The sequence below is a fragment of the Desulfobulbus sp. genome, assembly GCF_030824455.1.
In the GTDB taxonomy this organism is placed as follows: domain Bacteria; phylum Desulfobacterota; class Desulfobulbia; order Desulfobulbales; family Desulfobulbaceae; genus Desulfobulbus.
On sequence record NZ_JAVBXR010000117.1, the window covers coordinates 83,618 to 101,060 of the forward strand.

At 62.3% G+C, this 17,443-nt stretch carries 11 protein-coding genes; 8 read left to right on the forward strand and 3 right to left on the reverse strand.

From position 1 onward, the window contains the following. Window positions 1–116: 116 nt before the first annotated feature. The 8 genes from RCH93_RS15580 (at window position 117) to RCH93_RS15615 (ending at window position 13,920) form a co-directional block, all read left to right on the forward strand. A complete protein-coding gene (locus RCH93_RS15580) occupies window positions 117–1,169 on the forward strand; it encodes a spermidine/putrescine ABC transporter substrate-binding protein (protein WP_306549344.1) in 1,053 nt (350 codons plus the stop codon). Between the two features lie 14 nt (window positions 1,170–1,183). Continuing rightward, the gene (locus RCH93_RS15585) at window positions 1,184–2,287 is read left to right on the forward strand and encodes a PotD/PotF family extracellular solute-binding protein (protein ID WP_306549345.1); all 1,104 of its coding nucleotides are present in this window, start codon (window positions 1,184–1,186) and stop codon (window positions 2,285–2,287) included. Beyond that, window positions 2,284–5,433: an ATP-binding protein gene (locus tag RCH93_RS15590; RefSeq protein WP_306549346.1), complete on the forward strand. Its 3,150-nt coding sequence runs from the start codon at window positions 2,284–2,286 to the stop codon at window positions 5,431–5,433. The genes RCH93_RS15585 and RCH93_RS15590 overlap by 4 nt, the downstream gene beginning before the upstream one ends. 31 nt (window positions 5,434–5,464) lie before the next feature. After that, complete coding sequence (locus RCH93_RS15595) at window positions 5,465–7,594, forward strand: bifunctional diguanylate cyclase/phosphodiesterase (protein ID WP_306549347.1); 2,130 nt, start codon at window positions 5,465–5,467, stop codon at window positions 7,592–7,594. A gap of 155 nt (window positions 7,595–7,749) precedes the next feature. Then, a complete protein-coding gene (locus RCH93_RS15600) occupies window positions 7,750–8,019 on the forward strand; it encodes a hypothetical protein (protein ID WP_306549348.1) in 270 nt (89 codons plus the stop codon). A 276-nt stretch (window positions 8,020–8,295) separates the two neighbouring features. Then, window positions 8,296–9,957 (forward strand): methyl-accepting chemotaxis protein, encoded by a 1,662-nt coding sequence (locus RCH93_RS15605; RefSeq protein WP_306549349.1) that lies wholly within the window; start codon window positions 8,296–8,298, stop codon window positions 9,955–9,957. 223 nt (window positions 9,958–10,180) lie between these two features. Then, window positions 10,181–11,953, forward strand: coding sequence for a bifunctional diguanylate cyclase/phosphodiesterase (locus RCH93_RS15610; RefSeq protein WP_306549350.1), 1,773 nt, complete (start codon window positions 10,181–10,183; stop codon window positions 11,951–11,953). An 11-nt stretch (window positions 11,954–11,964) separates the two neighbouring features. Continuing rightward, complete coding sequence (locus tag RCH93_RS15615; RefSeq protein ID WP_306549351.1) at window positions 11,965–13,920, forward strand: methyl-accepting chemotaxis protein; 1,956 nt, start codon at window positions 11,965–11,967, stop codon at window positions 13,918–13,920. 1 nt (window position 13,921) lies between these two features. Here RCH93_RS15615 and RCH93_RS15620 read toward each other — a convergent pair whose 3' ends face one another. The 3 genes from RCH93_RS15620 to RCH93_RS15630 are packed head-to-tail and all read right to left on the reverse strand — an operon-like array spanning window position 13,922 to window position 17,435. Further along, a complete protein-coding gene (locus tag RCH93_RS15620) occupies window positions 13,922–14,356 on the reverse strand; it encodes a phosphate-starvation-inducible PsiE family protein (RefSeq protein WP_306549352.1) in 435 nt (144 codons plus the stop codon). Window positions 14,357–14,398: 42 nt separating this feature from the next. Further along, window positions 14,399–17,110 (reverse strand): cation-transporting P-type ATPase, encoded by a 2,712-nt coding sequence (locus RCH93_RS15625; RefSeq protein WP_306549353.1) that lies wholly within the window; start codon window positions 17,108–17,110, stop codon window positions 14,399–14,401. 28 nt (window positions 17,111–17,138) lie between these two features. Further along, on the reverse strand, window positions 17,139–17,435 hold the full coding sequence (locus RCH93_RS15630) for a Na+/H+ antiporter subunit G (protein WP_306549365.1): 297 nt from the start codon (window positions 17,433–17,435) through the stop codon (window positions 17,139–17,141). Between the last annotated feature and the right edge of the window lie 8 nt (window positions 17,436–17,443).

The following is a 17,443-nucleotide window of genomic DNA, read 5'->3' on the forward strand; positions in this document are numbered from 1 at the left end:
GGCCTTCCGCCATTCAACGAGAGCAATTGGACCTTATGTGTGCTTTCACTGTATTCCAGCATTTCCGACTCGCGAAAGGGCGCGCGTCGATCATCCGCCTCTGGGGTGGGGCGCTGATGATCGCTCTGATCCTGGCCAGCGGTTGCCGCGAGGCCGAGCCGCCAACCCCGCCGACTCCGCCGAAGCCCACCCTAGCCAAGGCATTGACGTTCTACGCCTTTGCCGAGGACATGCCCCAGTCGGTCCTGGACGCCTTTGCCGCCGAGTTTGGGGTTGCCGTCGATTACCAGCCGTTTCAATCTCCTGAAGAGGCGCAGGCAAGCATCGTTTCGGGCAAGGAATACGACCTGGTCCTGATTGAGCATCAACTCTTCCCCACCTTGTTGGAGCAACGCCTGCTGGCGGCAATCAACTTCCAACACATCCCGAACTTCAAAAACATCTCGGTCAATTTTCGCGACTTGGCGATGGATCCCGGCAACCGTTTTTCCATCCCCGCTTCCTATGGGACCACCGGTCTGATTGTGCGCACCGACCTGGTCGGGACCGGCCTGAGCCGCTGGGCCGATTTATGGAACCCGCGCTATGCCGGCAAGATCGGCCTGCGCGCCCAACCCCGTGAAATCATCGGCATGACCCTGCGCTCCCTGGGCTATGCCTTTGCCTCGGAAAATCCCGAAGAACTTGAAGCCGCGCTCAAGCGTCTGCTGGAGCTGAAACCGGCGGCAACCATGCTCGCCATTGAGGCCGACAACGCCGTTCGCCTGCTGCTCGACGGCAAGATCGCCATCCTCCACGGGTATGCCGAGGATTACCAAGAGGCCCACGAGCGCAACCCCGCCGTCGCCTATGTTCTGCCCCAGGAATGCACGGCTCTGTGGGGCGAGAGCTATGCCATCCCCGCCAACAGCCGGCGTCAGTATACCGCCGAGGTCTTTCTCAATTTTCTCCTCCGCCCGGAAATTACCGCCCAGATCATCAAGGAGAAAAAATACGCCCAGCCCAACGACGCCGCCCTGGCCCTGATCGATCCGGAACTCCGCGACAACGCCGTTGTTTTCCCCGCCAATCAGGACATCAAAAACGGCGTGCTCATTCAACCGCTGAGCCCGCAAGGGCAAAGCCTGTACACCGACGTCTGGGCGCGCTTCATGGCCGCCCATCACTGAAGGAGACCTCGTTCATGCGTGCGCGCACCTGGTTCGTCATCGTCTGCGGCTTGCTGCTCAGCTGCCTGCTGCACGGCTGCAAAGACCCGGCCCCCTTGGCTGAGTCCAAGGCCAAACCCCAGCTGGCCAAAGAATTGGTGTTCTACAACTGGGTGGACGACATGCCCCAATCGGTGCTGGACGCCTTTACCCAAGAATACGGGGTCAAGGTCCACTATGTGCCCTTTGGCTCCCAGGAAGAGGCGGTTACCAACATCCGCAGCGGCAAGGTCTACGATGTGGCGGTGGTGGAAAATCCGTTCATTCCCTCGCTGCTGGCGGCCAACCGGCTTGCCGAACTCAATTTTCTCCACATCCCCAACTTCAAGAACATCTCGCCCAACTTTCGCGATTTAGCCATTGATCCGGGCAACCGCTACACGGTCCCCTACCATTACGGCACCACCGGATTGCTGGTGCGCACCGATCTGGTCGGCGCGACGGTGAGCCGCTGGGCCGACCTGTGGGATCCGCGGTTTGCCGGCAAGGTGGCCATCCGGCTGCAACCGCGGGAATTGATCGGCCTGACCCTGCTCTCGCTCGGCCATGCGCTGGGTTCGGAAAAACCCGAAGAGATCGACGCCGCGGTCGACCGGCTGATCACCCTGAAGAAATCAGCCCTTGTGGTCGACGTCGACAACGCCGAGGCGGTTGGCAAACTCCTCAGCGGCGAGGCCGTGATCCTGCTCGGCTGGCCGCTGGACTACCAATTGGCCAAGGCGGGTAATCCGACCGTCGCCTATGTCCTTCCCCAGGAGGGCACCGCCCTGTGGAGCGACAACTACGTGATTCCAGCCAGCAGCGCCAACGCCTACACCGCCGAGGTCTTCATCAATTTCCTGCTTCGCCCCGAGATCAGCGCCCAGATCGCCAATGAAAAAAATTATCCCACCGCCAACGAGGCCGCCCTTCCCCTGGTGCATCCAGACATTCGCAACGATCCGGTTATCTTCCCTTCGGCCGACGAACTCCGCCGGGCCCATTTCTACCTGCCCTTGACCCCAGCCGGCGAAGCGCTCTACCAGCGCGCCTGGGAGCGCGTCCTGGCGGCAACCGCCGCCTCGAGAGAACGGCAATGAACACCTCACCCTCCAGGCTCCCCGCCCCGGCTGCAGAGCGGCAATCCGCCGTTTTCATGGGCAGCCTGGGGCAACAGCTGCTGGGGGTGTTCGGCCTGGCGATCCTGTTTTTGCTCGTCGCCAGCATCACCGGGATTTTCTACCTGGTGCGCACCACCGAACAGGAGGGATGGGAGGGCCGCCAGCGGGAGGCCACCCAGCGGGTGGCGCAAACCACCGGCGATTTCATGCGCCAGCAACAGCAGATGCTGCAGCTTTTGAACCTCTTTGGCCTAGATGAGATGGAGCAAAATTCGGTGGTCATGAATCAGCTGCTGCACGCACAGCCGATCATGAAAGAGTTGATCTACACCGACGCCAACGGGCGGATTGTCGCCCACGCCTCGCTTGACCAGAGCCTGCTCGCCAACCTGTTTACCATTGCCCAGTCGAACTGGTTTGTGACCGCCCAAAAAGGCGCAGACTACATCGGCGACATGCAGCTTTCGGCCAACGATGAACCCTATATTCTTTTTTCCGTTCCCGTCTCCACTGGAGGGGTTGTCGCCAGTCGCCTGCGGGTGGACATGCTCAGCCAGCTGGTGGCCAGCCTCCATTTCGGCAAAGGCGGCATCGCCTATCTGCTCAACCGCGACGGACGGATGATCGCCCACAGCACGCCGGCGGCGACGCGGCCCAACGCCGAGCAGGAACATCACCACCAGCTCCTCGACCTGATCCGGACCACCAAGGACATCTGGCACGGCGAATATCGCAACTTCCAGGGCCAGTTGGTGGTTGGCACCATGATTGCCGTGCCGGGAACGCCATGGATGGCGGTCACCGAATTGCCCTCCGCCGAGGCCTACGCCGCCAGCCGCAAGGCCCTGTCGCTGATGATTGCCGCCGCCCTGCTGGTGACGGCCCTGCTGAGCGTGGTGGTCCTGGTCCTGATCCGGCGTCAGTTCATCCATCCCATGGAGCAACTCCTGCACGGCGTGTTCCATATCAGCCACGGGGAGCTGGAACATCGCATCCCCCTGTCCGGGCCCATAGAGATCCGTCAGGTGGGCGAGGCCTTCAATCTCATGGCCGGCAGACTGCAGGAAAGAGACGACCAACTGGCCGAGCACAATCGCGCCCTGCAGAAGAGCGAGGCAAGGTACCGCGCGATTGTCGAGGACCAGACCGAACTGGTCTGCCGATATCTGCCAAACGACGTCGTCACCTTTGTCAACGAGGCCTTTTGCCGCTATTTTGACAGACAGCGCGAGGAACTTGTCGGCAGCGATTTCAAGCCCTTGATGTCGCCGGAAAATCTGCAGACCAAGAGACGGGTGCTGGCGAAACTGAACGCGGCGCATCCCGTGGAAAGCTGTGAATACCGAATTGTTTTCCCCAACCAGGAGGATCGCTGGCTCCTGTGGACCGACCGGGCGATCTTTGACGCCCAGGGAGGTCTGGCTGAATACGCCGGCGTCGGCCGTGACGTGACCGAACGAAAACACGCCCTGCAGATGCTGCAGCAGGCCAAAGAGGAGGCGGAAACGGCCAACAAGGCCAAATCGCAGTTCCTGGCCAACATGAGCCACGAGATCCGCACCCCGATGAGCGCCATCATCGGCATGAGCCGCATGGCCAAGCAGGAACGCAGCGAAGACAGACGTCAGCGGTTTCTCCAGACCGTGGAGGACTCGGCCGAGGGGCTGCTCGGCCTGCTCAACGACATCCTTGATTTTTCAAAAATGGAGGCAGGCCAGCTTCAGCTGAACAAGGCCCCCTTCAGCCTGCGCCGCTTGCTTGCCGGGGTTGCGGCAACCCTGGCCGTCCCGGCGACGGAAAAAGGGCTGCAACTGCAAACCACCCTCGCCGAAGAACTGCCGGAGGCCTGCGTCGGCGATGAGTTGCGCATCAGGCAGATCCTCCTCAATCTGGTCGGCAACGCCGTCAAATTCACGCCGGCCGGCGGAGTCGCCGTCACGGTCGAGCCGGCGACCAGCGACCAGGATGCCGCCATGAGCGTTCATTTCATCGTGACCGACACTGGCATTGGCATCCCCGCCGACAAGCTCCCTCTGGTGTTCAACCGCTTCGAGCAGGTGGACAATTCCTATGCCCGGCAGTACAGTGGCGCCGGCCTGGGATTGGCCATCTGCAAGCAGTTGGTCGCCCTGATGGGCGGCAGGATCTGGGCTGAAAGCAGCGAACATCAGGGCAGCGCCTTTCACTTCAGCCTGCCCCTGCCGCCCTACCAACAACCGCTTGCAGCGGATCTGACCGTTGACGGCGCGCCCGAAAATCCAACGGTCCACGGGCTGCGGATTCTGGTGGTTGACGACAACGCCGTCAATCGGGACGTGGCCAGCATGACCCTGGAAGCGGACCACCAGGTGGCAACCGCGACCAATGGCCTGGAGGCCCTCAAGGTGCTGGCCTCCGGCGACTTTGACATTGTGCTGATGGATGTGCAGATGCCGGTGATCGACGGCCTTGCCGCCACCAAGATCATCCGGGCGATTGAACAGGGCGCGCCGCTGGCCGTCGAGTTGCCGGAACCCATCGGCGCGCCCCTGAGCAAACGGCTCCGGGGTGGTCACCTGCCGATCGTGGCCATGACCGCCCACGCCATGGGCGGCGACCGGGAGATGTGTCTTGCCGCCGGCATGGACGCCTATGTCACCAAGCCGTTTAGCCCCCGTCAGTTGACCGAGGTGCTCAAGGCCGCCGCAGGGGTTGAGTTTCCCCTGGAGCACATGCTGGAGGCCCAACCGCCGGAACCCGCGTTCATTGCCCGCAGGAACAGCAAACCAACGCCGCAGGAGGTTTTGGGGCATCTGCAAACCGCCACGCAGCTCAATCCCGACCAGGTGACAAAAATTCTCCTTGCCGCGCAATCAAGCATCGCAAGCAACCTCGCCGTGGCGGCCGAGGCGATCCGCAACCAGGACCTGCCCGCCCTGGCCCGGGCCTCCCACACCCTGAAAGGCTCCCTGCTCCAGTGCGGCCTGGCCGAGTGGGCGGACCAAGCGCAGGTCATCTACAACGGGGCCAAGAACCAAGAGGAGTCGCTGCCTTTTGCCGAGCTGCTGGCGACCCTGCGTCAGGGCCTGAGTGATTTCATTGCCGCACCGGACAGCACCGCCCCGCACGACGCCATCGCGCCTTAGCGCGAACAATCGACATCCAAGGAAGGACGAGATGACGAATGCGACAGAAGACAAAATCCCTGTGATCATGGTGGTTGACGATGATGTATCCGCGCGCCTGCAATTGCGTTTTACCCTGGAAAATTCAGGATACTCGGTGGTCGAAGCGGCCAGCGGCGAAGAGGCCCTGACGCTGTTTGCCCGCCAACCGCCGGATCTGATCCTGCTCGACATCATCATGCCGGGAATGGACGGCTTCGCGGCCTGCCGCAGCCTTCGCCAGCTCCCCGGCGGCGAGCACACCCCGATTGTGATGGTCACCGGCCTGGAGGACGCGGCAACCATCACCTGCGCCTTTGACGCCGGCGCCACCGACTTTATCAGCAAGCCGATCAACATGCTGATTCTGGGCTACCGGGTGCGTTACTGGCTGCGCTCGGGCCTGATTCTCACCGACCTCAAAAGCAGCCGACAGCGGCTGTTCAAGGCCCAGCAGATCGCCCAGTTGGGTCATTGGGAGCTGAACCTGCAAACCGGACGTTTTCACATCTCCGCCCAGGATCCCGCCCTGTTCGGGGTCAGCGACCCGACCAGCCACCAGTCTCTGTTTGCCCATATTGCCGCCGATGAAAAACATCGGGTGCAACAGTTTTTCGACGAGGCCAGGAGCAAGGGCCAGCCCTTTTCCCTCAATTACCGCATCATCCGGCCCGACGGCGAGGAACGAATCATCTTCAATCAGGGCGAGATCGTTCTGGACCGAAATAATCGCCCCTGCCTGATCGTCGGCATTGTCCAGGACATCACCGAACTCAAACAGGCTGAAGATCAGATCCGCTACCTGGCCTTTTACGACAAACTCACCGGTCTGGCCAACCGCAGCCTGTTCCGGGAGCACTGGACCAAAATCCACCCCCTGGCCGAACGGCTGCAGCGTAAAATCGCCATTTTGTTCATTGATCTGGACCATTTCAAACGGGTCAACGACACCCTCGGCCACCCGGTGGGCGACAAGGTGCTGATTACGGTGGCCGAACGACTCAGAAGCGTTCTGCGCCATTCCGACGTTGTCTCCCGATCCGCGACGGAGCAGCCGCATTCGATCATCTCCCGGCTGGGGGGCGACGAATTCACCATTCTTTCCGCCAGCTTCTCCACCCTGGACAATATCGCCAATCTGGCCGAGCGGATCACCCAGACCATTGAGCAACCCATCCTCATCGACGATCAAACCCTCACCCTGTCGGCCAGCGTCGGGATCAGCGTCTATCCCGACGACTGCGACAACATCGACGACCTGCTCAAAAACGCGGACACTGCCATGTACGAGGCCAAGGAAAAGGGCCGCAACAACTACCAGTTTTTCCAGAGCCAGATGAACGACGCCGCCAACGCCCGTTTTCAGCTGGCCAACAGCCTGCGCCGGGCGCTGCGCAACAACGAGTTCGTGCTCCACTATCAGCCGCAGTTCTGCAGCCAAACCAGGAAGATGACCGGGGCCGAGGCCCTGATCCGCTGGATGGACCCGGAGCTTGGCCTCGTGCCCCCGATCAGCTTCCTCCCCTTTGCCGAGGAGAGCGGCCTGATCCACGCCATCAACGACTGGGTGATCGCGACTGCCTGCGCCCAGGCCCAGCAATGGGTTGCAGCCGGGCTGTTCGAGGGCTGCCGCATGGCGGTCAACATCTCCGGCCAGAACCTCAACTTCAAGAAGCTGGCGGCGCGGATTATCCATATTCTGGAACAAACCGGTCTTGCCCCCCACCATCTCGAACTGGAGTTGACCGAACGGGTGATGATGGAAAACACCGAGGAAGCGGTGGAATCGCTTGAGCGCTTCAAGGAAATGGGCATTGCCGTGGCCATCGACGACTTCGGCACCGGCTATTCGGCCTTGAGCCATCTCCAGATCTTTCCCCTGACCACCCTGAAAATCGACAAATCGTTTGTGCAGAACATCTCGACCGAGGGCAACAGCATCGCGCTGCTCCATTCCATTGTCGGCATCGCCAAGAGTTTCAACCTCAAGGTGGTCGCCGAAGGCGTGGAAACCGACGAACAGGTGCACGTGCTCGACGCCATCCACTGCGATCAACTGCAGGGGTATCTGTTCAGCAGACCGATACCCCAAGAAGCCCTGGAACGGGGGCTGCGCGACGGTTTTGCCGCAGCCAAAAACTAGCGGCCTTGGTCTGGCGACCTTGGCCGCGCCGCTGAAAGAACTGATGCAACAATGCAAGGCCTGAGCCTCCCGCGCCGCCTTTCCGCCGCCTTCCCCCGGAGCAGCAACCTCGCCCGGGGCTGCGCCTCACCCCTCCGCAAGGTCGCCCTCGCGCCGTGCAGAACCCAAACAAAACGCGTCCCCGATCCAATCCTCACGCAAGGCGGATAGAAGAGGTTTTCCTGAAATCAAGAAAAATCCTTGCGCCGCAAGGCCTCCAGGCTTATCTAGTCAGCCTGGACAAAACCGCGCGGCTGCGTTCGATTGTCGGCATCGCCAAGAATTTCGACCTCAAGGTGATCGCCGAAGGGGTGGAAACCGACGAACAGGGGCGCGTGCTCGACGCCGCACTGCGAGGAGAAAGCTCGCGAAGGAACATTTCGTGAAGGCGAGAGATTGCTCACTTCGTTCGACAGACCCAAAGAAACTCCTGAAAAACTACTGTTTTATCCTTTGGCCAAGGTTCTTTTTTTGTCATCTCGACCGAAGGGAGAGATCTCGCCTTTATATGACAGCCCTTTGTCGGCGATGTTTTGCGCTGTGCATCGTGCTTCGCTTGATTTGGAAATACAATACCCCAAGAAGCCCTGGGACGAGGGCTGCGCGACGGTTTTTTCGCCGTCAAAAAACACCACAAAAAAACTGCACCCCAAGGAGGGGCAATGTTTCACGCACTCAAAATAGGCACGCGGCTGTACATTCTCATCGGTTTTCTGTCGCTCCTGCTGCTGGCTGTTGGCATGCTCGGCCTGCACAGCGCGCGCCAGGCGTTCCTGGGATTGGAGACGGTCTACAACGACCGGGTCGTGCCGCTGAAGGATCTGAAGGTGGTTGCCGACATGTATGCGGTCAACATTGTCGACCTCTCGCACAAGGTCCGCAACGGCAATCTGCCGTGGGCGCAGGGGCGGAGTTCCGTGGCCGAGGCCGTTGCCACCATCACGAAACAGTGGCAGACCTACCTGGCGACCACGCTGACCGCAGAGGAGCAGCAACTGGTTGCGCAAACCAAGCCCCTGATGCAGGCCGCCGACGCGACCGTGGCCCAACTGGCGGAGATTTTACGGCGCGAAGACGGTGAAGCCCTGGCCCGTTTTACCGTCAACGACCTCTATCCGGTGATTGATCCGGTGTCGGCCAAGTTCAGCGAACTGGTGGAAGTGCAGCTGAAAGCGGCAAAAGAGCAATATGATCGGAGCGCCGGGATCTATGCGCGCGGCAAGACCTTCTCAACCCTGGCCCTTGTTCTGGGGGTGTTGACGGCGACGCTGCTCGGCGTGCTGATCACCCGCTCGATCACCGGTCCGTTGCACAAGGTTTCCGGCCTGGCTGCAACCCTGGCCCAGGGCGATTTCACCGCGCAACTCGACAGCCGGCAGAACAACGAACTCGGCGCCATGGCCCGGGCCCTCAACGGCATGACCGGACAACTGGCCGCGATGCTCAGGGACCTCATCAAGGGGATCAACTGCCTGTCGGTCTCGTCGGTTGATCTGGCGACGGTTTCCAACCAGCTCTCCGCAGCCGCCCACAACACCTCCGACACATCGGCTTCGGTGGCCGCAGCCGTGGAAGAGATGAGCGTCAACATGCAGTCGGTGGCGGCGGCCATGGGCCAGTCCTCGGCCAACGTCAACATGGTGGCCGCAGCCACCGAGGAGATGACGGCCACTGTCCATGAAATCGCGCGCAACACGGAAAAGGCGCACGCCATCTCAGAAGGCGCGGTCATCCAATCCCAACGGGCCTCGGAACGCATAACCCGCCTGGGAGAATCGGCGCGCAAAATCGGTCAAGTGACCGAAACTATCACCGAAATCTCCGACCAAACCAATCTCCTGGCGCTCAATGCCACCATCGAGGCGGCCAGGGCCGGCGACTCGGGCAAAGGGTTTGCCGTGGTTGCCAATGAAATCAAAGAACTGGCCCGACAAACCGCCGCCGCAACCGTCGACATCAAGGACCAGATTGAGGAGATGCAGGCCACCACCGCCGACACGGTGACGGACATTGCAACCATCGCCCAGGTCATTGCCGAGATCAACAGCGTCATCAACGGCATAGCCGCCACGGCGGAACAACAGTCGGCGGCGTCCACCGAAATCAGCGCCAACATCGCCCACGCCTCCCAGGGCATTGCCGAGGTCAACGAAAACGTGGCCCAGAGTTCGGTGGTGATCGGCGACGTCACCCGCGACATTGCCGGCATCAACCAGCAGGCGTCCCAGGTGAACGCAGGCAGCGATCTGGTCCAGGACAACGCCCGCGATCTGGCGGCGCTGGCCGCGCAACTGGAAAAGCTGACCCAACAATTCAAGGTCTGAGCGTCCCGCCTCCCGCACCCCCTCTCCCCCGGAGCGACCTCGCCCGGGGCTGCCCATCCCGGCTTCGCAAGGTCGCCCGCGCGCCGTTCGAAACTCAAACAAAATGCTTCCCTGATCCAATCCTCATACGCGGCGGGTAGAAGAGGCTTTCCTGGAAACAAGGAAAACCCTTGCGCCGCAAGGTCTCCAGGCTCATTCAACCAGAACGGACCAAACCGGGATCATGGATCAGAGAACGGAAGCATTGCTGCATGCGGTGATTGCGCAGCACGACATCAAGATACATTTCCAACCCATCGTCCACCTCCAGACCCGACAGATTTACGGTTATGAAGGGCTGACGCGCGGCCCGGTCAACACCGTGCTCCACTCGCCCACCCGGCTGTTTGAGGCGGCGACCCGCGCCGGCCGGCTGGCCGAGCTCGATCTGATGTGCCGCCGGGCGGTGATCAAGCGCTTCGCCCAACTGCGGCTGCCCGGACGACTGTTCATCAACGTCGATCCCTTCAGTCTGATGCATGAGCATTTCCGCGAAGGCCAGACCCTGGAATTTGTCGAGCAGGCTGGCCTCGCCCCCTCGCAGGTGATCATCGAACTGACCGAAACCCACCCGGTGGAGGATGTTCAGCTGATGCAGCAGGCCATGGTCCATTACCGGGAAATGGGCTTCCGCGTCGCCCTCGACGACCTTGGCGCCGGGTATTCGGGGCTCAAGCTCTGGTCGGAGATCCGGCCGGACATCGTCAAGATCGACCGCCATTTCATCCAGGGCGTGGACCAGGACCGCACCAAACAGCAGTTTGTGACCACCATCCTCAAAACCGCCACCGCCCTGGGCTGCAGGGTAATCACCGAAGGGGTGGAAACCGAGCGGGAATACGCCACCCTGCGCAAACTCGGGGTCGAGATGCTGCAGGGCTACTACTTCTGCCGGCCGGTGGAGGTGCCGCCGGTGGCCATTGCCTCCAAGCTGTTTCGCAAGGAACTGCGCAGCTATGAGGATGACGAGTCGCCCACTGTCGAGATGCTCATCCGGCCGGTGGTGTCGGTGCAGGCCAGCGCCAAGGTGTTGGAGGTGGGCGACCTGTTCACCTCCACCCCGGATCTGGAATCGATCGTGGTGGTCCATGAAAGCGAGGTGCTGGGCCTGGTGCTGCGCCGCGAATTCATGGATCTGTACGCCAGCCTGTACGGCAAGGAGCTCTACGGCAAGCAGCCGATCCTGCGGTTCATCAACCGCAACGTCATGCAGGTGGACAAACGACTGCCCCTGGAAGAGGCCAGCTACCGCCTGACCACCTCGCTTGACATTCACACCGACGAGTTCATTGTCCTCGACGGCTCCTGCCTGGCCGGCAAGGGACGGATGATCGACCTGCTTCACGAAATCACCAAGCTGCAGGTCAACCGGGCCCGCCACGCCAACCCGCTCACCCTGCTGCCCGGCAACGTGCCCATCCAGCAGCTGCTGCAGAAACTGTTCCGCCAGTCGGTGGCCTTTACCGTCTGCTATTTCGACCTCGACCACTTCAAACCCTTCAACGACTTCTTCGGTTTCAGTCGCGGCGACAAGGTGATTCGCTTTGTCTCCGAGCTGCTGACCGCCAACATCGACGATCAGGTCGATTTCATCGGCCACATCGGCGGCGACGACTTTGTCGCCATCTTCCGCAGCCCCAACTGGCAGGACACGGTGGAGCGGATCCTGCAGCAGTTCGACGACAGCATCGGCGGCCTCTACAACGGCCACATCGGCTGCGTGATCACCGCCGCCGACCGGGAAGGCCGGGAGCGGCAATACGGGCAGATGACTCTTTCGGTGGGAGCGGTGGCGGTGCGTCCCTCGCAATGGCGCTGTCACATCGATCTCTCGGAAGAGGCCTCGATCGCCAAACACCACGCCAAGGCCATGCCCGGCAGCAGCCTCTACATCCACCAACTGCAGGTTGAACCGATGCTCGCCGTCGACCTGCAATGCACTGCCGACAGCCAATGACCCTAGCCACTATGACCTCTCTGACCGCTGACTCCGCCATGGACGCCTCCAAACCCCTGACCCAGGCCAGTTGGCTGACCGTGGGCGTCAAACTGCTGGTTGGCGTTGCCCTGGCGTCCAACTGCTTCATCGGCGCCCTGCTCCTGGTCAACCACCGGGCGACCGAAGCCGCCGAACAACGAACCGCCGAGGTCCTGGCCATCCGGGAACGGGTGGACGTCAACCTGCGGGAGACCATTGTTCGTCTGCAAAAGGAGTTTGTCGCCCTGCCGCAACTGTTCGCCGTGGACGCCAAGAAAACGATTGTGGAGCGGGTGGAGCGCGAATTTCAGGTGCAGGACCGGCAACGGCTGGCTGGCCGGGAAAGTTACGGCGCCTTGTTCTCGCGCACGGAAAAACGCGATCTCGCCAACGGGCAGACCGTGGCCAAAATCGAGGACAACGAACTGACCCTTTCCCTGGGGCTGTTCGACGCGCAGGGCGGTTTTGCCTCGGAGGTTGAGCGGCTGCGGCTGGTCAGCAGCCAGCCGGAAACAGACCTGGAACGGTTGCAGACGCTGATCAACGCGGCCCAGGCCGAAACGCAGAACAGCGCCGGGTTTGAGGACAAGGTGGCGCTGTTGCGCGGCGTTGCCGCCGACAAAAGCCTGGAGGCCGAAAAAAGCCGCACCGAAATCCTCGGCTTTGTTGACGAAATCAATGTCCATGAACGCCAGATGGCCGAGGCCAGCCAGGAGCACCGACGTTTTTCCCTCACCGTCGGGTTGGCGGCCATGGCGGGCAACGCCCTGGTGCTGTTCCTGCTCACCCGCATCATCGTCGAACGACCGCTGCGGCGGTTGACCGGGATTGTCGAGGCCCTCGGCGCCGGACGCTATCCGGAGATTCCCTGGAGCACCCGCCGCGATCAGATCGGCGTGCTCTGCTCGGCCATTGGCCGCTTTCGCGAGGTGTTGCTGACCCTGAAGCGCGAGGAGGAGCGCAAGGCCGAGGACCGGCAACGGATCGAAACCCTGGTGGCCGCCATGACCGCCGCGATTCACGGGCTCAACCAGCGGGCGGAGCGAATGGCCCAGATGTCGCTCTCGCTTCAGGAACTGGCCGGCATTACCGAGCGGGAGTCCAACAACGTGGCCGGGCTGGCCGGCGACACCGCCCGCCGCACCGACGAGGTCAACGCCTCGTCGCTCCAGATCAGCGCGGCGGTGGGGGATATTCACCGGGAACTCGGCGCCCAGAATCTGGAGGTGGATCAAATGGTGGGGGAGATTGGCCAGGCACGGCGACAGCTGGACAATCTGCGGCAATCGGTGATTGAAATCGACGCCATTGTCGGCGCGGTGCACCTTATCACCGACCAGACCAAGATTCTGGCCATCAACGCCGCGATTGAGGCGGTCAAGGCAGGCGAACACGGCCGGGGCTTTGCCGTGGTTGCCGACGAAGTGAAAAAACTCTCCCAGGACACGGCCCTTGCCACCCGCGACGTGCTCGACAAAATCGAGGCGATCAACAGCACCTGCCGCGCTTTTATCGCCTGTTTCGACGTCCTGGATCAGGGGGCGGCGCAACTCCACCAGGTGACCGCAACCATTGGCCAGACGGTTGAGCAACAGCGGCGCCTGACCGGGGCGATCGTCGCGTTGGCCGGGGCCACCGGAGCAAACACCCAGGAGGTGTCAAGCCGGATCGCCGAGGTCAACAATGCGGCGGCCGGGGTCTTGCAGCTCTCAGGCGAAACGCGCCAATGCGCCGAGGAAATCGCCTTGCATCTCGGCGAACTGCTCGCCGGCGGCGTCCATGATCTGGAAACAATGAGCGGCCGGGAAGAGACGGCAGAGGCAGGACGGGACAGCAGTGCAACACACCCGGCCCCGACCCAGGCGCAGCAGTGGCCGGAGGTCGACGTTCGCCGGCCGGCGGCCTCCGTCGAGAGCCTTCCCGCCATCAGTGCTCAAGCGGGTTGAACTAGGCCTCGGGGGGTTGCGGGGCATCCCCAGAGCACTGTTTGCTCCTGATCAGATAATAGCCGATGCAGAGGGCGAGGATGATGGCGGCCAGTCCCAGCAGGGTCAGCTCCGACGCATCCTCAACATCCAGGATGATCACCTTGCGGGCCACGGCGATAATGGCCACGGACATGACGATCCTGGCATGGTCGGCGGACTGGTGCAGGTAGGTCTTGACGATCGTTTCCAGCAGTTCGATGCCAATCAGCACCAGCATGAACAGGCCGAAGATTTCCAGCAATTCCTCGATTTCCAGGAGAAAAACCGGTGGGCTCACAACGTCCTTGGTAATAATCCAACCCAACTCCACGGTGGCCAGCACCACCACCAGGGCCATCATCGCCACCAGGGCGAGAATGAGCATCCGCTCCAACTTCTTGATCATCGCTATCATTGCAGGCCTCCGTCGACCATGATGTGCGTGTCCTGATTTCGCCTAGACCCTTCCACGGCGGCGCAGCCACTTCTCCAGCTCGATCACCGCGTAGGTGACGGACGCGCCGCCGACAATCAGCAACCACTCGACCGCATCCAGCCCCTGGCTGCCAAAGGCCGCCTGCATCACCGGCAGATAAGTGAACAGCAGCTGCAGCACGATCATCAGGCCGACGCCGAGCAGCAGGGGTCGATTGCTGAAAAAGCCGAGGCTGAAGGGAGAATGGCGCAGAGAACGGCAGTTGAACAGGTAGAACAGCTCGCCGAAGACAAAGACATTGACCGCGCAGGTCCGGGCGGCCTCAATGCTGCGGCCCCGCCACAGGCCCAGCTCGAACAGGCCAAAGGCGCCCGCCAGCAGCAGCAGGCCGACCACGAGAATCCGGCCGATCAGCTCACGGGTGAGCAGGGACTGCCGGGGATCACGGGGCGGCCGGTCCATGATCCCCGGTTCCTTGGGCTCAAAGGCGAGCATCAGCCCCAGGAGCACCGCGGTGGTCATGTTGATCCACAGGATCTGCACCGGCAGGATCGGCAGTTGGCGGCCGGCAAACACGGCGGCGAGAATGACCAGCCCCTCGCCGAGGTTGGTGGGCAGGGTCCAGGTGATGAACTTGACCAGATTGTCGTACACGCCCCGCCCCTCCTCGACTGCGGCGGTAATCGAGGCGAAGTTGTCGTCGGTGAGCAGCATGTCGGACGCCTCCTTGGCCACCTCGGCGCCGGTGATGCCCATGGCAACGCCGATGTCGGCTTGGCGGAGAGCCGGGGCGTCATTGACCCCGTCACCGGTCATGGCCACGATCTGATCCCTGGCCTGCAGGGCCCGGACCAAGCGCAGCTTCTGCTCCGGCGCCACTCGGGCAAAGACCATCGTCTGTTCGACGGTGGCGATCAGCGCCTCATCGGACAGCTCCGCCAGTTCCCTGCCGGTCATGGCGGCTATCCGCTCCTCGCCGTCGCCGTCCAGGCCTATCTGGCGGGCAATGGCCATGGCGGTGACCGCATGGTCGCCGGTGATCATCTTCACCCGGATGCCGGCCTGCCGACAGACCCGCACCGATTCGATTGCCTCCGGCCCGGGGGGATCGATCATGGCCTGCAGGCCAAGAAAGGTGAGTCCTTCGGCCACATCCGCGTGGTCAAGTTCCGCTCCGTTTTTTTGCCGCTCCTTGCGGGCAAAGGCCAGCACCCGCAACCCCTTGACCGCGAGCTCTTCGGCCATCCGGTGGCAGGCCTCGCTGTTCAATGGTTCGAGCTTGCCGTCCCTGGCCAGGGTCTGGCAGCAGCGGCTGAGCAGACTCTCCACCGAGCCCTTGAGGTAGACCATCTGCTGCTCCTGGTCCTCCGCTCTGCCGTGCAGGGTGGCCATGTACTGGTAGCGGGACTCGAAGGGGACGACATCAAGCCGGGGCCGCTCGACGGCAAGCGTCTCGCGCGTAAAACCGGCCTTGTGCGCCGCCACCACCAGGGCCGCCTCGGTGGGATCGCCCTCCACCCGCCATTCGCCCTCCTCTCCCTTGGCCAGCACCGCATCGTTGCACAACAGTCCGGCCAGCACACATTCCTGCAGAGCCAGACTGTCCGCCGCCTCAATCCGGCGGCCATCGCGGCTGAATTCGCCCTCGGGTTCATAGCCGCCGCCCGAAACCGCAAACAGCTCGCCGCCGGCAAGGATCTCCTGCACCGTCATCTGGTTTTGGGTGAGGGTGCCGGTCTTGTCGGAGCAGATGACGGTGGTGCTCCCCAGGGTCTCGACCGCGGGCAGTTTGCGGATGATGGCGTTGCGTTTGGCCATGATGGACACGCCAAGCGCCAGGGTGATGGTGACCGCCGCCGGCAAACCTTCGGGGATCGCCCCCACAGCCAAGGCCACCGCCGCCATGAACATCTCGTCCCAACTGCCGCCCCGGCCCACGCCGACAAGGAAGGTCAGCGCCGCCAGCCCGAGGATGACATAGAGCAAGAGATGACTGAAGCCGGCGATTTTTCTGGTCAATGGCGTGGCCAGGATGTCGGCGGCGGCGATCATCTCATTGATGCGCCCGATTTCGGTATCCTTGCCGATGGCCACCACCACCCCCCGGCCGATGCCGTAGGTCACCAGGGCCGAGGAGTAGGCCATGTTGCGGCGATCGGCCAGCACCGTGTCCTCCGGCAGGGAGGCCCTGCCCTTCTGGACCGGCGCCGATTCCCCGGTCAGGGCGGATTCATCCACCTGCAGCTCCTTGATGGTCAAAAGCCGCAGGTCGGCGGGCACCTTGTCCCCGGACTGCAGCAGGACGATGTCCCCCGGCGCCAATTGGGCGGCCGGAATCTGGCGTCGCACACCGCCACGCATCACGACGGCGCTGGTGGTCATGCTCCGCGACAGCGATTCAATCGCCTTGATGGCCTTGGATTCCTGGACAAAGCCGATAATGGCGTTGACCAGCACCACCCCGAAGATAACCCCGGCATCGACCCACTCGTTCAGGAACAGGGTCACCAGGGTGGCCGCGAGCAGGATGTAGATCAGGGGCTGGTGAAACTGCTGGGCAAAGAGCAGCAGCGGGCTCGTGCCCTTGTGTGCGACCAGGGCGTTGGGCCCGTACTGCTGCGCTCGCCGCTCGGCCTCCGCCGGGTCCAGGCCATATTCGGGCGAGGCGTCCAGTCGCTGAACCACCTCGTCGGCGGGGAGATGATGCCATGGGGTTTCGGTCATTGGTTGCATGGGCGGGCTCCTCTGTGGTGGTTGTCGGTCAGTCCACATTGTCGCCGTTGCGGGCGTCCAGATGCAGCCCCGTGCGGGCAACCAGGTAGGCGCTGATCGGGGCGGTGGTGAAGACAAACAGGGTGATCAGGATTTCATGCAGGCTCACCCCCTGGCCCTGGTCGCTGAAATGGAGAATGGAGGCGATGAGAATGCCGCCGATGCCCAGGGTGGTGGCCTTGGTGGGTCCGTGCAAGCGCATGAACAGGTCAGGCAGGCGAGCCAGACCGACGGAGCCGATCAGGGCAAAGGCCGCGCCGATGAGCAGAAACAGGGCGGTGAGCATTTCAAGCA